This is a genomic window from Streptomyces indicus (genome assembly GCF_900100315.1).
Lineage (GTDB): Bacteria > Actinomycetota > Actinomycetes > Streptomycetales > Streptomycetaceae > Streptomyces > Streptomyces indicus.
Map to the genome: position 1 here is coordinate 31,703 of NZ_FNFF01000024.1, position 15,961 is coordinate 47,663.

Below are 15,961 nucleotides of genomic sequence, written 5' to 3' on the forward strand. Positions count from 1 at the left end.
GACACTCGACGGAGGAGCGTCGTCTTCTCAGCTCAGGGGGATGCGGGCCGCCACGCGGAACCCGCCGTCCCCATGAGGGCCCGCGTCCAGCGAGCCACCGGTCAACCGTACGCGTTCACGCATCCCCACCAGGCCATGTCCCGTGCCCGACGTCTCCAGGACGGAAGGCGGCTTGCGGGCGGGCCCGTTGGTGACGCCCACGCGCAGCTCGTCCTGCGTCACGGCCACGTCGATCCGCGCGGTCGCGCCGGGCGCGTGCCGGATGACGTTCGACAGGGCCTCCTGCACGATCCGGTACGCGGAGAGGTCCACCGCCTGCGGAAGGTCCCCGACCAGGGCCGCCAACTCCTCCTCGCCGAGCGGCAGTTCGACCTCCACACCGGCCCGCCGGGTCGCCTCGGCCAGCTGGCCGAGCCGGGCGAGCCCGGGCTGCGGGGTGCGCTCGGCCTGCGCCTCCTCGTTGCGCAGCACCTTCAGGAGCCGGCGCATCTCGGTGAGCGACTCGCGCGCGGCGGCCGCGATCTCGCCGAACTCGTTCTCCACCTCGGGGGACAGCCCGGCGAGCCGGTACTTCGCGGTGTCCGCCTGCACCGTGATCACCGACATGTGGTGGGCCACGACGTCGTGCAACTCGCGGGCGATGCGGGCCCGTTCCTCCAGCAGGGTGCGCTTGGCGCGCTCCGCCTCGCTGATCGTCTCCTGCTCGGCCAGTCTCGCCTGCGCCTCGCCGCGCAGCCGCAAGGTGTACGTGACCACGAGCGCGAACCCGGCGAGGACCAGCATCAGGACCCAGGAGCCGTCGCTGTAGCTCTGCGACAGCTGCTCGAAGAACACCCCGGCGGCCGCCGTGACCAGGAAGACCGCGATCAGGGTGCGGCGGCTCTCGCGCAGCCCGAGCAGCACCATCAGGAGCACGTATCCGACGATGACCATCGGCGTCCACGGCCAGCTGCGCCCGTCCACGTGCTTGCCCGCGTACAGCGCGAGCGCGCCGACCACGTCCGCGGGGAAGATCACCCACCACGCGTGCAGTGGGCGGGTCAGGGCCAGCAGCAGCGGCAGGGTCTGGGCCACGGCCAGACCGCCCGCGAGGCCGCCGCTCATCCCGTAGTCCTGGACGAGCACGGTGACAGTGGTCGGCAGCAGCGAAGCCACGAAGACGAGCACCACGGCATACGGAGCGGCCCGCACCCAGCGCTTCTCCGCCTGCGCGAGGGGCGGGCGTCCGGCGGCGGCCGGGGTGGTCAGCGCGATGCCGAACTCCCGCAGGCCGTCCCGTACGGCATCCCAGCGCAGGCCGGAGGATCCTTCGCCGCCGGGCGAGGAGGCGGCGGGGGAGGGCGTGCCGGTGGAGGCCTTGGAGTCCTCCTCGCGCTGCCCGCGCCGACGGCGCAGGTTGGGCCGCCACCGGAGCACCCGGCGCCCGGGCTTCTCGGAGGTCTCGTCGTGCTCGCCGGTCGCGGGCTCCTGTGCGTCATTCATGGCGTGATCAGCGTAGGCAGCGAACCCCCGCGCACGCGTCATACCGCGGAGCCGGACCCGGGCTCATACCCCGGTATGAGTCACCCGCCGCACCCGCCCCGCGACACTCAAAGCTCCGCGAGCAGCTCCGCCCCGCAACACTCACAGCTCCGCGAGCAGCTCCGCCTTCTTCGCGGAGAACTCCTCGTCCGTCAGAAGCCCCGCACCGTGCAGCTCCCCGAGGTGGCGGATCCTTTCCGCAATGTCCGCGGGATCGCGCCGTCCGGCCGGCCGCGCGGCCTCGACCGGCACCGGGCCGCGCGTGCGCGCGGCCCCGAGCACCGCCGCCGCGAAGGGCAGCGACTCGTGCACCGGCCCGTACCCGAGCCCGAACACGACTGCGGCCGGATCCTGGTCGGCCTGCGAGGGCTGCACCACACTGCCGGGCCGCCGGATCAGCCGCAGATAACCGTCGAAGATCTCCGGCGAGCGCCACTCGACCCCGCTGAGATCGGCCACGGAGAAGGTCTGGTCGCCCGCCTTCCACTTGGCCGACGATGCCCCGGTCCAGAACCATCGGAAGCTCACCGACTTCCCGTCGAACGAGGCCTTGCCGTCGTACGCCTTGAACTGCAGCGGACCCTCGGGCGCCGGCACGAGGAAGCGGTCGGCGGGAGAGGTGTCGGCGGGCAGCAGCGCGCGCAGTTCGTCGCGGTAGTACTCGGCGAGCGTCTCGCGCTCGGCGGGCAGCACCAGGCGGTACGGGTCGCAGCCGTCCTTGAGCTGTCCTGCCGCGGCCTCCATCAGCGGGTCGGCGCCGGCTCTGGGCACGGCGTGCAGCACCACCGTGCCCCGCTTCCCGGGAGCCAAGGTCACATCCGCAAGGGCCTCGTGCGGAATGCGCCGTTCACCGAGCGCCTGGAACAGCTTCGGTGTCCTGATCCCCCGTTCGAAGCGGATGAGCACGGAGTCCGAGTCGAACTCCCAGGCGGCATGAAATCCGGCCAGTACGTCACCCATGCGGCTCATCGTATGCGGCATGCGTCTGTACGTCCCCCCTCGATACGTTCCGGCCTCGTCCCGTCCCTGCGGACTTCTACGCGCGTCGGCCAGGCCGGTGACCGCAGCCCTTCTTCCCACGGCGGGCCGTACGGAAGCCTCCCGCCGCGGAACGGAGGTCTCCGCCCGCAGAACGGCGGCCTCCGCCCTCAGGACGGAAGCGCCCGACCGCCCAGCGGAAGAGTCCGCCTCGCCGTCACACCTGAGTGCGACAGCCGTCCCCGCCGTCGGCGCAGCTGACCTCGTCGAAACGGCCGACCCCGATCCGCGCGAAATTGCGCAGGCTCTCCGTACCCGGCTCGAAGTACCCGGTGTGCCCCACCGAGTCCGCCGACGACAGCACCCGCGCCCCGAACCCGTCCGACACCGGGTCCACGCCGAGGCCGAAACTGCCCACTTCGAGATGCGGCACGTCCGCGATCCAGTCGTCGGCGTCGCGCATCGCCCACACCCGCGCGCCCGTGCCGAGGTCCGCGGCGGTCTCGGCGCGCATCCCCGGACTGCCCGCGACCGCGATGTCCCGTACACGGGGCGGCAGTTCGTGCGCGGCCAGACCGCACACGACCGAGCCGTAGCTGTGGCAGTACAGGGCGGTGGGCGCCTTGCCGGGCAGCGCGCGGACCAGCGAGGTGAGGCGCTTCGCCCCCTGCTCGGCGCTGCGTACGGTGAAGGCGTCCATGCCCACGCCGGCGGGCGCCGTGTAGTCCGCCCAGGCGATCACGGCGGTACGGGTGTCGCGGCTCTCGGCGCGCTGGGTGCGGTAGAGCGCGCGGGACATGCCCGAGGTCGCCGAGTAGCGGCCCCAGGTTTTCTGGAACGTGAGCACATCCGTGTCGACCCCGGGCACGACGATCGAGATCCGCTCGGCCTTCTCGAGGTTCCCGAGCACCTCGGCGACCCGGCCGCGGCCGGAGGGGTCGAAGGCGAGGATGTGTCTGCGCGGCTTCAGGAAGGATTCGAAGCGGTGCATACGCCGCCCCGCCTCGCGTCTTCCCGACTCCGACAGGCGGACGTCGCCCATACGCTCCCGCTCGACCTCGACGGCTCTGCGCAGGGAGTGGCGGTTCGCCTCGTAACGCAGTTGCACCGGCGCGCCGTTGAGGTTGCCCACGACCAGCGAGTAGCGCTGGGCGAGCCGGTCCTGCTGTGCGGCGCCGAGTGTGGCGAAGAAGCGTGCGATCCGCTGGGCCGGGGCATCGGGGTCGGGCAGGTCCCGGCCGTCCACGGTGCCGCGGTTCCACGCGGCGAGCGCGGCTTCGAGCGGGGTCGACCCACCCTTGCTGCGGACGGCGGTCCAGCCGGTCGCGGTCAGCATGACGAAGACGACGGCGATGGCCAGGAGGGCGCGCCAGACATTGAGCGAGGGCGAGGAGTCGAAGGAAGTCACGATTCGGCCACCCTAGGAGACCCGGACCTCCCGCCGCATGGACCGTGGCACGGATCACGGTGCATATGGGGCGATCAGGTCAACTCGGGCACTCTGCGGGGTGAGTGATCACAGGGTGTAAGCGGAGATTCCGCTTTCACCCCCGGGTTCGGTCGCCCGCCGGCCCGCCCGGCACGGCCTCCGAGCTGCACGTGAGGCCTCAACTGGCGTACGCGTACACCTTCTTGAACGGAATCCGTGCGATACGGAGAGTGAGCGCCCCTCAACGCATCGCACCGGTGCGGGATATGGGGCGGAATCCCGTACGGGAGGTGGCTCGGAACCCGGTACGGGAGGCGGGTCGGAATCCCGTACGGGAAGTGGGACCCGAACTCAGTCGCCCGCGCCCCGGCCGGGCCTCCGCCAGTCCCCGGCCAGGGACGGTTCGAGGCGGTCGAGCAGCGAAGCCGTCAGGCGCCGCATCGACTCCACGCTGATCTCCTCGCCGGCGCCCCAGCGCCGCCCCGCCAGCTGCATGACCCCGCTGAAGGCGGCCACGGCCACCCGGGGGCGCGGATCCTCGTCGGGGTCGAGCCCCTCGCGCGCGGCGACGAGCCGCACGATCTCCTCCTCGGTCTCGACCGTGCGCCGCATCTGGACCGCGAGCAGCGCGGGGGTCGACTCGATCATGCGGAAGCACCGCATGTACATCTCGACCGGTACGAGCTCCTCGATGGACTCGCCGATCGAGTCCCAGGCGTCGAGGACGGAACGGCGCAGCGCCTCGAACGGGGGCTCGTGCGCGGGCCGCGCCCGCAGCGACTCCACGAAGCGGGACTCGACCATCTCCTGGACGGCGAAGACCACTTGTTCCTTGCCGGCGAAGTAGCGGAAGAAGGTGCGCTGGGAGACGTCGACCGCGGCGACGATCTCGTCCACGGTCGTGCGCTCGTACCCCTGGGTCGTGAAGAGCTCGAGCGCGGCGCGCACCAGCGCGTCCCGGGTGCGCTGCTTCTTGCGCTCGCGCAGCCCCGGTGCGGAGGCCGGCGGGCGGGGTGCCGCCGGGCCGGTCGCGGTCGGCTGGGGTGCCGTCACTCCATGGCCCTCTTTCTTCGTCTATGTCCGGCTCACCTTACCTGTGAGCAACGTGACAGTTACCGACTCATGACTGACGTTGTCAACTGTCAGCGACTGTCACTAGCCTTTTCCCATGACTAGTCAGACCACCGTCGAGAAGGCGGGCCACGCCGCCGAACCACCGGCCGCCACGTCCGATCCGACACCGGCCAAGGGGCTGCGCGGCCACCCCTGGCTGACCCTGTTCGCCGTGGCCATCGGCGTGATGATGGTCGCCCTGGACGGCACGATCGTCGCGATCGCCAACCCGGTGATCAAGTCCGATCTGGGTGCCACATGGCAGCAGATCCAGTGGATCACCAACGGCTACTTCCTGGCCCTCGCCGTCACCCTGATCACCGCGGGCAAGCTCGGTGACCGCTTCGGCCACCGGCAGACCTTCCTCATCGGCGTCGTCGGCTTCGCCGCCGCCTCCGGTGCCATCGGCTTCTCCGACAGCGTCGCCTTCGTCGTCGCCTTCCGTGTCCTTCAGGGCCTGTTCGGCGCGCTGCTCATGCCCGCCGCGCTCGGCCTCCTGCGCGCCACCTTCCCGGCCGAGAAGCTCAACATGGCCATCGGCATCTGGGGCATGGTCATCGGTGCCTCCACCGCGGGCGGCCCGATCCTGGGCGGTGTGCTCGTCGAGCACGTCAGCTGGCAGTCGGTCTTCTTCATCAACGTGCCGGTCGGCATCATCGCCGTTGTCCTCGGCATCCTGATCCTCAAGGACCACCGGGCCGAGAACGCGCCGCGCTCGTTCGACCTGCTCGGTATCGCGCTGCTCTCCGTCGCGATGTTCGCCCTGGTGTGGGCCGTCATCAAGGCGCCCGAGTGGGGCTGGGGCTCGACCACCACGTGGGCCTGGATCGGCGGCTCCGTCGTGGCGTTCGCGCTCTTCGCCTTCTGGCAGACGAGGGTCAAGGAGCCGCTCGTCCCGCTGAAGCTGTTCCGTTCGCTGCCGCTGTCCGCCGGTGTGGTCCTGATGGTCCTGATGGCCATCGCCTTCATGGGCGGCCTGTTCTTCGTCACCTTCTACCTGCAGAACGTGCACGGCATGAGCCCGGTGGACAGCGGTCTGCACCTGCTGCCGCTCACCGGCATGATGATCGTCGGTTCGCCGCTGGCGGGCGTCATGATCACCAAGGCGGGGCCGCGGATCCCGCTGGCCGGCGGTATGGCGGTGACCGCGCTCGCCATGTACGGCATGTCCACGCTGGAGACCGGCACCTCCAGCCTCACCATGTCGATCTGGTTCGCACTGCTCGGTCTCGGCCTCGCACCGGTCATGGTCGGCGCCACCGAGGTCATCGTGGGCAACGCCCCGATGGAGCTCTCCGGCGTCGCGGGCGGATTGCAGCAGGCCGCGATGCAGATCGGCGGCGCCCTCGGGACCGCCGTGCTCGGCGCGATCATGGCCTCGAAGGTCGACAACAGCCTCGCCGGCAACTGGGCGGACGCGGGTCTCCCGCCGATCCCCGAGGCGCAGATGGACCAGGCCGCCGAGGCCGTGCAGTCGGGTGCGGCCCCCGTGCCGCCGAACACCCCGCCGGAGATCGCCGCGAAGATCACCGACGTCGCGCACGACACCTTCATGTCCGGCATGGAGCTCGCCAGCCTCACGGCCGCGGGCGTGGCCGTCGTCGCGATCTTCGTCGCCCTGCTGACCAAGAAGGGCGACAACGCGGAGGCGGGCGCGGGAGTCGGTCACATCTGACCCCTCTCCTTCCTGCTCCGAAGTCCCCGTCGGGTCTGCCCGGCGGGGACTTTCCGTTCCCGTGTCCCTGCTCGGCCGGGATTTCCCCTATCAGGGTGACGCTCGCTCCAGGTCCTTCCCGCGCCCTTCCGGCGCAGGTCACAGTGGCGCCAAGTGATCGACACGACACGGGGGTTCAGCGCCATGCGTACGAAGCAGACACAGCTCAGGGCGACCATCACCGCGGCGGCTCTGGGCATCGCCGCACTCGCCGCGGCCACCGCGCCCTCAGCTGCCGCACTCGCACCCGCCGGTGCCGCGCCGCATGCCGGTGCCGCGCCACCGGGCCGGGCGGGCTGCGGCCCGGGGGAGCTGTGCCTGTGGACGGAGCCGGACTACGGCGGCACCCGTACCACCTACGAACTGACCGGTCTGACGACCGAGAGCTGCACGGCGCTGCCGGAGGGGAGCAGCGCCCAGGCCCTCGCCAACCGCACCGCCAGACCGGTCACCACCTACCAGTCCGCGGAGTGCGAGGAGACCGGCGACTTCGAGACGTATCCGGGGCGCGGGGGAGGCACCTGGGCGCCCGAGTCGCCGTACCAGGTGCGGGCGTTCAAGATCTGGGAGAGCTGACCCCGCCCGGGCGTGGAAAGTGGACCGCCTCTCAACTCCCACCCGCACCCGACGAGTTGAAGCCCTGAATCCGGGCACTCGGGAGACAGCCCGAGTACAGGGACTCAGGGAGTGATGATGGCGGGCTTCGGACACAGCAGCACGCGCAGGCGCCCCCGCACACGTGGCCGCACATGGTCACGGTCCGGGCCGGATCGCGCGACGCTGGGCATCATCGGAGTGATCTGTGCGATCGCCGGCTTCTTCGTGCTCCACATCATCCTCGGACCGGTCGCGATCGTCTGCGGATGGCTGGCCATGGGCCGGCGCTGGAACGGAGGACACAGCATCCCGGCCCTGGTCGCCGTGGTGCTCGGCACGATCGACACGATCCTCGCCCTGATGTGGATCGCGGGCGCGGCAGGCCCCGGCAACGGGATGTTCTAGCCGGGAGAGTCACGCGCCCGATGCGGGACCGGAGGGCGCCGGCAGTGCGGCCGACGTGGCAGCGGAAGGGGCGTCGGCCGCCGCCGGCGCCTCCTTCGTGCCCGAGAGGCGGGCCACCTGCGCACGCAAGGACCGCACTTCCTCGGTGAGTTCGAGGATCGCGGCGGTCTGGCGGCGCTCCTCGGCATCGTCCTGCTCGAACTGGGAGATGAACCAGGCGGCGATGTTCGCGGTGACGACACCGAGCAGCGCGATGCCGGAGAGCATCAGGCCGATCGCGAGAGCCCGGCCGGCGCCGGTCGTCGGCGCCATGTCGCCGTAGCCCACGGTCGTCATCGTGGTGAAGGCCCACCAGACGGCATCGCCCAGCGTCCTGATGGTCGCGCCTTCCTCATCCCGCTCGACCTCGAGCACGGCCAGCGAACCGAAGACCAGCAGTCCCAGGCAGGACCCGGCCACATAGGTGGTGAGCCGCACCTGCGTGGCCATCCGCGCCCGCTGCCCGGCGAGCAGCAGCATCGACACCAGCTTGAGCAGCCGCAGCGGCTGGAGCAGCGGAAGCACCACGGCGAGCAGCGCCAGCGGGTGCTCGCGGACGAAGCGCTTGCGGTCCGTCGCGATGACGAGCCGGACCACGTAGTCCAGGGCGAACGCGCCCCACACGGTCCAGTTCACGACGTGGCAGGCCGCCTTGACGGCGTCGGAGGGGTGCGGGACGACGATCGGCACCGCGTAGGCGATCGCAAAGAGCACGGCCAGCAACAGGAGGGGGCCCTGCGTGCGGCGCTCCCACCGTGCGAGCCGGGACGGTTCGGTCATGGGGAGCATCGTAAGGAACACGGAAGGGCGGCGAGCCCCACGGGGCCCGCCGCCCTTCCCACAGCCTGAGGCGACGCCTACGCGTCCCCGCCCTCCGGCCCCGGATCCGCCGCCGACACATCGAGCAGCTGGTACCGGTCGATCGCCTGCTTCAGGACCGAGCGGTCGATCTTGCCGTCCTTGGCGAGTTCGGTGAGCACACCCAGGACCACCGACTGCGCGTCGATGTGGAAGAAGCGGCGGGCCGCGCCACGGGTGTCGGCGAAGCCGAAGCCGTCCGCACCGAGCGAGGAGTAGCGACCGGGCACCCAGCGCGCGATCTGGTCGGGAACCGACCGCATCCAGTCGGAGACGGCCACGAACGGACCCTCGGCACCGGAGAGCTTCTGCGTCACATACGGAACGCGCTGCTCCTCCTCCGGGTGCAGCAGATTGTGCTCCTCGACGTCCACGGCCTCGCGCCGCAGCTCGTTCCAGGACGTCGCGGACCAGACGTCGGCCTTGACGTTCCACTCCGAGGCGAGGATCTGCTGGGCCTCGACCGCCCACGGCACGGCCACACCGGACGCGAGGATCTGCGCCGGGATCGTGCCGCTCTCGCCGCGCTTGAAGAGGTGGATGCCCTTGAGGATGCCCTCGACGTCCACGTTCTCCGGCTCGGCCGGGTGCTGGATCGGCTCGTTGTAGACGGTGAGGTAGTAGAAGACGTCCTCGCCGGGCTTGCCGTCCGCCGTCTCGCCGTACATCCGGCGCAGACCGTCCTTGACGATGTGCGCGATCTCGAAGGCATACGCCGGGTCGTAGGCGACACACGCCGGGTTCGTCGAGGCGAGCAGCTGCGAGTGGCCGTCCGCGTGCTGCAGACCCTCACCGGTCAGAGTCGTACGTCCGGCGGTCGCACCGAGCACGAAACCGCGCGACAGCTGGTCGGCCATCTGCCAGAACTGGTCGCCGGTGCGCTGGAAACCGAACATCGAGTAGAAGACGTACACCGGGATCAGCGGCTCGCCATGCGTCGCGTACGCCGAACCCGCGGCGATCAGCGAGGCGGTGCAGCCGGCCTCGGTGATGCCGTCGTGCAGCATCTGACCGGTCGGCGACTCCTTGTACGCGAGCAGCAGCTGGCGGTCCACCGACTCGTACTGCTGGCCCAGCGGGTTGTAGATCTTGGCGCTCGGGAAGAAGGCGTCCATGCCGAACGTGCGGTACTCGTCCGGCGCGATCGGCACGAACCGCTTGCCGATCTCCTTGTCCCGCATCAGGTCCTTGAGGATGCGGACGAAAGCCATGGTCGTGGCGATCGACTGCTGACCCGAGCCCTTCTTGGCCGTCGCGTACGCCTTGTCGTCCGGCAGCTGAAGCGGCTTGGCGCGCACCACACGGGTCGGCACGTAACCGGCCAGACCCTTGCGCCGGTCGTGCATGTACTGGATCTCTTCGGAGTCGCGCCCCGGGTGGTAGTACGGCGGGGCGCCGCCCTCGAGGTCCTTGTCCGCGATCGGGATGTGCAGCCGGTCGCGGAAGTGCTTGAGGTCGTCGACCGTCAGCTTCTTCATCTGGTGGGTCGCGTTGCGGCCCTCGAAGTTCGGGCCGAGCGTCCAGCCCTTGACCGTCTGCGCCAGGATCACGGTGGGCTGGCCCTTGTGCTCCAGGGCCGCCTTGTACGCCGCGTAGACCTTCTTGTGGTCGTGGCCGCCGCGGCCCAGGTGCATCAGCTGCTGATCGCTCAGGTTCTCGACCATCGCGCGCAGGCGGTGGTCGTCACCGAAGAAGTGCTCGCGGATGTACGCGCCGTCCTCGGTCGCGTACGTCTGGAACTGTCCGTCGGGCGTGGTGTTCATCTTGTTGACGAGCACACCGTCGCGGTCCTGGGCCAGCAGCGGGTCCCAGCTGCGGTCCCAGATCAGCTTGATGACGTTCCAGCCGGCGCCGCGGAACTGCGACTCCAGCTCCTGGATGATCTTGCCGTTGCCGCGCACCGGGCCGTCGAGGCGCTGAAGGTTGCAGTTGACGACGAAGGTCAGGTTGTCCAGGCCCTCACGGGCGGCGAGCGAGAGCTGGCCGAGCGACTCGGGCTCGTCCATCTCGCCGTCGCCGAGGTAGGCCCACACGTGCGACTTGGAGGTGTCGGCGATGCCGCGGTGCTCCATGTAGCGGTTCATCCGGGCCTGGTAGATCGCGCCGAGCGGGCCGAGGCCCATCGACACGGTCGGGAACTCCCAGAAGTCCGGCATCAGCCGCGGGTGCGGGTACGAGGAAAGCCCGTACGGGGCCTTCGACTTCTCCTGCCGGAACGCGTCGAGCTGCTGCTCGGAGAGGCGGTCCAGGAGGTACGCGCGGGCGTAGACACCCGGCGAGGCGTGGCCCTGGAAGAAGATCTGGTCGCCGCCGTCGCCCTCGTCCTTGCCGCGGAAGAAGTGGTTGAAGCCCACGTCGTAGAGCGAGGCCGAGGAGGCGAAGGTCGCGATGTGACCGCCGACGCCGATGCCGGGGCGCTGCGCACGGGAGACCATGACCGCCGCGTTCCACCGCGTGGCGTTGAGGATCTTGCGCTCGATCTCCTCGTTGCCCGGGAAGAACGGCTCGTCCTTGGTCGCGATGGTGTTCACGTAGTCCGTGCTGCGCATCTCGGGCACGGCCACGCGCTTCTCACGGGCGCGCTCGATCAGCCGGAGCATCAGGTAGCGGGCCCGCTCACGGCCGCGCTCGTCGACCGCCGCATCCAGCGAGTCGAGCCACTCCTGAGTCTCTTCGGGATCGAAGTCCGGGACCTGGCTGGGCAGGCCGCCAATGATGATCGGGTTGCGATCGGATCCGGAAGCCACGCTGTTCCTTCGCTGTCGGTGTGCCGACCGGGCACGGACTCGTGTCCCGGTCTGGCACTGTCTGCACGGTCCGCACGGGGTTCGTCGCGCCGTTGTCCATCGTGTACCCCGGTGCTGCGTACGTCATCTGTACCGACTGGTAACCGAGGTCCGGACGGCGCCCTGTGCGCGGGTTGGCCCAAATCGCAACGATACGCCCAGTTAAGGACCGTGACCCCCAGGGACGTTGGGCCCGCGGCACCAGGCGAAGGTCCCGAACAGCCGCGCCGCCGCCCCGGGTGGGCTGCGGCGCCGGCCCGCCGGGCCCGCGGCGTCGGCCCGACTGAACAGACCCCGGCCTCCGGCTGTATTTTTCGGGTACGTGCTTCATGCGGGCCGGGTGCCCACGCTCCCGCCCCAGGTGCCGCAGGCGCCCGCAAATCTGACGTATCGCTGTGGGATGAATCACCGATCGCGGAGAATTCGGGCATTGGGTTGCGGTGACACGGTCGGGATCGTCACCGTTTCGGCGGTCTCGACGGCCGGGTACTTGCGCGATCCGCCCCGCCCGTGTGGACTACGGCCAACGCTTCGCGCACGCGCGAAGCGCAAACGACATCGAGAAACATGATCAGGAGGCAATCCGTGAGCGCGACCGCGGACCACGCGGAGTCGAACCTGGCCGTCAGGCTGGGTTTCCAGCCCGAGCAGGTGGTCCAGGAGATCGGCTACGACGACGACGTCGACCAGGAGCTCCGCGAGGCCATCGAGAAGACCATCGGCAGCGAGCTCGTCGACGAGGACTACGACGATGTGGCCGATGCCGTGGTGCTCTGGTTCCGTGAGGACGACGGGGACCTGACCGATGCGCTGGTGGATGCCATCGCGTACATGGAGGAAGGCGGCTCCATCCTCCTGCTGACGCCGAAGACCGGTCGCGACGGGTACGTCGAGCCGAGCGAGATCGGCGAAGCCTCCACCACCGCCGGCCTGTCCGCGGCGAAGAGCGTCAGCGCCGGCAAGGACTGGACCGCCAGCCGGCTGAGCACCCCGAAGGCCGCCAAGAAGCGCTGACCACGGGAAACGCCGTATACGCCGAGCAGACCCCCGCCGATGTGCCGGCGGGGGTTTTGCGTGCCCGGGCGCGGGATTCGCGTAGGCGTGAGCGGGATTCGCGTGGGCATGAGCGGCGGTTGTCGGTGGCGCCGCATAGGGTGGGATTCACCCGATCAGGCCCCTGACGCTCACGGATGCTCCGGAAGGGACGGCTCACGCATGACCCCCGCCGCAATCGCAGTCGGCACGAAGGCTCCGGACTTCGCCCTGAAGACCCAGCACGGCGAGACGGTCCGCCTGTCGGACCTGCGCGGCGAGAAGAACGTGGTGCTTGTCTTCTACCCGTACGCCTTCACCGGCGTCTGCACCGGAGAGCTGGCCGCGCTGCGCGACGAGCTGCCCGCGTTCGTCAACGACGATGTGCAGCTGCTCGCCGTCTCCTGCGACGCCCCCTTCAGCCAGCGGGTCTTCGCCGAGCAGGAGGGGTTCGAGTTCCCCCTGCTCTCCGACTTCTGGCCGCACGGCGAGGCGGCGCGGGCCTACGGAGTGTTCGACGAGGAGAAGGGCTGCGCGGTGCGCGGGACCTTCATCCTCGACAAGGAGGGCGTCGTGCGCTGGAGCGTGGTCAATGCGCTGCCGGACGCCCGTGACCTGAACGAGTACAGGGCCGCGCTCGCGCGGCTCTGAGACCCCCTGAATTTCCCGGGACTTCCCGGTGAACAGCCGATCCGTGATGATCCTTGCGGCGAAGAGCCTTTTTGCCACGGGAACCCGTCACTAGGATCCAGTCGTTGATCCGATGCCAATGCACCACGGGGGCGCTGCCCCTGGAAACTATTTGGAGGACTCGTGGGAGTCAGCCTCAGCAAGGGCGGCAACGTCTCGCTGACCAAGGAGGCCCCCGGCCTGACCGCGATCACGGTCGGCCTGGGCTGGGACATCCGTACCACCACCGGTACGGACTTCGACCTGGACGCCAGCGCCATCCTGACCGGGGAGGACGGCAAGGTCACCAGCGACGCGAACTTCGTCTTCTTCAACAACCTCAAGAGCCCCGACGGCTCCGTCGAGCACACCGGTGACAACCTCACGGGTGAGGGCGAGGGCGACGACGAGCAGATCAAGGTGAACCTGGCGGCCGTGCCGGCCGAGATCACCAAGATCGTCTTCCCGGTTTCGATCTACGACGCCGAGAACCGCCAGCAGTCCTTCGGCCAGGTGCGCAACGCGTTCATCCGCGTCGTCAACCAGGCCGGCGGCCAGGAGATCGCGCGTTACGACCTCTCCGAGGACGCGTCCACCGAGACCGCCATGGTCTTCGGCGAGCTCTACCGGCACGGTGCCGAGTGGAAGTTCCGCGCCATCGGCCAGGGTTACGCCTCGGGTCTGCGCGGCATCGCGCAGGACTTCGGCGTGAACGTCTGACGTTCGACCCGGTTCCTTTCGGCGTACGCCGTGTGCGTACGCCCGGTGCGCGCCATCGCGCACCACCCGCCGCACGTCCCGCAGGGGGCGTGCGGCCTCGTCCGGCGCCGCACGAGCAGTGCGGCGCCGGACGTCCTTGACCAGCAGCATCGCACCACCAACCGGGGAGGACACGATCATGGGCGTCACGCTCGCCAAGGGAGGCAATGTCTCCCTCTCCAAGGCCGCACCCAACCTCACGCAGGTGATGGTCGGGCTGGGCTGGGATGCGCGCTCCACCACCGGAGCGCCCTTCGACCTCGACGCCAGCGCCCTGATGTGCAGCGGAGGGCGGGTGCTCGGGGACGAGTGGTTCATCTTCTACAACCAGCTGAAGAGCCCCGACGGCTCGGTCGAGCACACCGGTGACAACCTCACGGGTGAGGGCGACGGCGACGACGAGTCGCTGCTGATCGACCTCTCCAAGGTCCCGGCCAATGTCGAGAAGATCGTCTTCCCGGTCTCCATCCACGACGCCGACAACCGCGGCCAGACGTTCGGCCAGGTCAGCAACGCGTTCATCCGCGTCGTCAACCAGGCCGACGGCCAGGAGCTCGCGCGCTACGACCTCTCCGAGGACGCCTCCACCGAGACCGCGATGATCTTCGGCGAGGTGTACCGGTACGGCGGCGAGTGGAAGTTCCGTGCCGTAGGCCAGGGGTACGCGTCCGGGCTCCGCGGTATCGCTCTAGACTTCGGGGTCAATGTTTCGTAAAGCCGCGCGCGGCTCGGGGGAGACCCGTACTCGGCGCGGGGGAGACCCGTACACAACGATTGGGTAGCCAGTGGTCCTGAAAACCTTCGGGTGGTCCTTCGCCGTCACGGCGGTGGGCCTCGCATTTGCCGCGTGGCAGTGGGGGTGGGAGGCGTTCGGCCTCGTCCTGATCCTGTCGATCCTGGAGATCTCGCTCTCCTTCGACAACGCGGTGGTCAACGCCGGAATCCTGAAGAAGATGAATGCCTTCTGGCAGAAGATCTTCCTCACCATCGGCATCCTCATCGCCGTCTTCGGTATGCGGCTGGTCTTCCCCGTCGTCATCGTCGCGATCAGTGCGAAGGTCGGACCGATCGAGGCCGTGCAGCTGGCCCTCGACGAGCCGGACCGCTACGAGGCGCTGGTGACCGACGCCCACCCGGCGATCGCGGCCTTCGGTGGCATGTTCCTGCTCATGATCTTCCTCGACTTCATCTTCGAGGAGCGTGAGCACAAGTGGCTGTCCTGGCTCGAGCGTCCGCTCGCCAAGCTCGGCAAGGTCGACATGCTGTCGGTCTGCATCGCGCTGATCGCCCTGCTCGGCGCCACGATGGCCTTCGCCACCCACGCGCACACCAGCAGTGGCTACGCGGACAAGTCCGCCACGGTGCTCCTGGCCGGTGTCGCCGGTCTGATCACGTACCTCGTCGTCGGCGGTCTGTCGAGCTACTTCGAGGACAAGCTCGAAGAGGAAGAGGAGCGCGAGCACGAGGAGGAGGAGAAGGCCAAGGCGGAGGGCAAGCAGGTCTCCGCGGTCGGTCTCGCGGGCAAGGCGGCGTTCTTCCTCTTCCTGTACCTCGAGGTCCTCGACGCCTCGTTCTCCTTCGACGGTGTCATCGGCGCCTTCGCCATCACGAACCACATCTTCTGGATGGCGCTCGGCCTCGGCATCGGCGCGATGTACGTCCGTTCGCTCACGGTCTACCTGGTCCGCCAGGGCACCCTGGACGACTACGTGTACCTGGAGCACGGCGCGCACTACGCGATCGGCGCGCTCGCCGTCATCCTCCTCGTCACCATCGAGCACGAGATCAGCGAGATCATCACCGGTCTTCTCGGTGTGTTCCTGATCGCGGCCTCGTTCTGGTCCTCGGTCGTGCGCAACCGCCGGCTCGAGGCGGCCGAAGGGGGAAAAGGGAAGGCCTCGGATGAGAAGTCCGAAGTCTCCTCCGGGGTCTGATTCCGGTCCTTCCGATCCTGATTCCGGTCCGGATTCCAGGGTGTGACCATCCTGGGGACCAGGGAACGCTCTGAAGCGGGGCGGCCACGAGGTGCTGAACCTCGGGCCGCCCCGCTGCCGTTCACAG

14 protein-coding genes are annotated in these 15,961 nt (G+C 69.4%); 8 read left to right on the forward strand and 6 right to left on the reverse strand.

Features of this window, described 5'->3' with window-relative positions:
• Window positions 1-27 precede the first annotated feature (27 nt).
• The 4 genes from BLT97_RS34225 to BLT97_RS34240 form a co-directional block, all read right to left on the reverse strand.
• Window positions 28-1,482 carry a sensor histidine kinase gene (locus tag BLT97_RS34225; RefSeq protein WP_093617398.1) on the reverse strand — a complete coding sequence of 485 codons (1,455 nt, stop codon included), beginning with the start codon at window positions 1,480-1,482 and terminating at the stop codon, window positions 28-30.
• A 141-nt stretch (window positions 1,483-1,623) separates the two neighbouring features.
• Window positions 1,624-2,490, reverse strand: a complete 867-nt coding sequence (locus BLT97_RS34230; RefSeq protein WP_093617400.1) for a DUF4429 domain-containing protein — start codon at window positions 2,488-2,490, stop codon at window positions 1,624-1,626.
• Between the two features lie 226 nt (window positions 2,491-2,716).
• Entirely contained in the window at window positions 2,717-3,907 is a 1,191-nt protein-coding gene (locus BLT97_RS34235; RefSeq protein WP_093617402.1) for an alpha/beta hydrolase, read from the reverse strand.
• A gap of 372 nt (window positions 3,908-4,279) precedes the next feature.
• Window positions 4,280-4,981, reverse strand: a complete 702-nt coding sequence (locus tag BLT97_RS34240; RefSeq protein ID WP_093617404.1) for a TetR family transcriptional regulator — start codon at window positions 4,979-4,981, stop codon at window positions 4,280-4,282.
• A gap of 115 nt (window positions 4,982-5,096) precedes the next feature.
• On the opposite strand from BLT97_RS34240, the gene BLT97_RS34245 reads away from it, so the two are divergent.
• From BLT97_RS34245 to BLT97_RS34255, 3 genes are all read left to right on the forward strand, one after another.
• Entirely contained in the window at window positions 5,097-6,716 is a 1,620-nt protein-coding gene (locus BLT97_RS34245; protein ID WP_093617406.1) for an MFS transporter, read from the forward strand.
• 183 nt (window positions 6,717-6,899) lie between these two features.
• Entirely contained in the window at window positions 6,900-7,331 is a 432-nt protein-coding gene (locus BLT97_RS34250) for a peptidase inhibitor family I36 protein (RefSeq protein WP_093617458.1), read from the forward strand.
• Between the two features lie 114 nt (window positions 7,332-7,445).
• Entirely contained in the window at window positions 7,446-7,757 is a 312-nt protein-coding gene (locus tag BLT97_RS34255) for a small hydrophobic protein (RefSeq protein WP_093617408.1), read from the forward strand.
• A 9-nt stretch (window positions 7,758-7,766) separates the two neighbouring features.
• On the opposite strand, the gene BLT97_RS34260 is transcribed toward BLT97_RS34255, so the two are convergent.
• Together BLT97_RS34260 and aceE are read right to left on the reverse strand one after the other, a co-directional pair.
• Window positions 7,767-8,576, reverse strand: coding sequence for a potassium channel family protein (locus BLT97_RS34260; RefSeq protein WP_176953991.1), 810 nt, complete (start codon window positions 8,574-8,576; stop codon window positions 7,767-7,769).
• 77 nt (window positions 8,577-8,653) lie between these two features.
• On the reverse strand, window positions 8,654-11,401 hold the full coding sequence (aceE, locus tag BLT97_RS34265; RefSeq protein ID WP_093617412.1) for a pyruvate dehydrogenase (acetyl-transferring), homodimeric type: 2,748 nt from the start codon (window positions 11,399-11,401) through the stop codon (window positions 8,654-8,656).
• Between the two features lie 624 nt (window positions 11,402-12,025).
• Here aceE and BLT97_RS34275 point away from each other — a divergent pair.
• The 5 genes from BLT97_RS34275 to BLT97_RS34295 all read left to right on the forward strand — a co-directional run bounded on the left by BLT97_RS34275 (window position 12,026) and on the right by BLT97_RS34295 (window position 15,834).
• Window positions 12,026-12,454, forward strand: a complete 429-nt coding sequence (locus BLT97_RS34275) for a DUF3052 domain-containing protein (RefSeq protein WP_218137345.1) — start codon at window positions 12,026-12,028, stop codon at window positions 12,452-12,454.
• A 201-nt stretch (window positions 12,455-12,655) separates the two neighbouring features.
• Window positions 12,656-13,123 carry a peroxiredoxin gene (locus tag BLT97_RS34280; protein ID WP_093617418.1) on the forward strand — a complete coding sequence of 156 codons (468 nt, stop codon included), beginning with the start codon at window positions 12,656-12,658 and terminating at the stop codon, window positions 13,121-13,123.
• Between the two features lie 162 nt (window positions 13,124-13,285).
• Window positions 13,286-13,861 (forward strand): TerD family protein, encoded by a 576-nt coding sequence (locus BLT97_RS34285; RefSeq protein WP_093617420.1) that lies wholly within the window; start codon window positions 13,286-13,288, stop codon window positions 13,859-13,861.
• A gap of 178 nt (window positions 13,862-14,039) precedes the next feature.
• Window positions 14,040-14,615, forward strand: a complete 576-nt coding sequence (locus BLT97_RS34290; RefSeq protein ID WP_093617422.1) for a TerD family protein — start codon at window positions 14,040-14,042, stop codon at window positions 14,613-14,615.
• A 70-nt stretch (window positions 14,616-14,685) separates the two neighbouring features.
• Window positions 14,686-15,834 (forward strand): DUF475 domain-containing protein, encoded by a 1,149-nt coding sequence (locus BLT97_RS34295; protein ID WP_093617424.1) that lies wholly within the window; start codon window positions 14,686-14,688, stop codon window positions 15,832-15,834.
• Window positions 15,835-15,961: the final 127 nt, after the last annotated feature.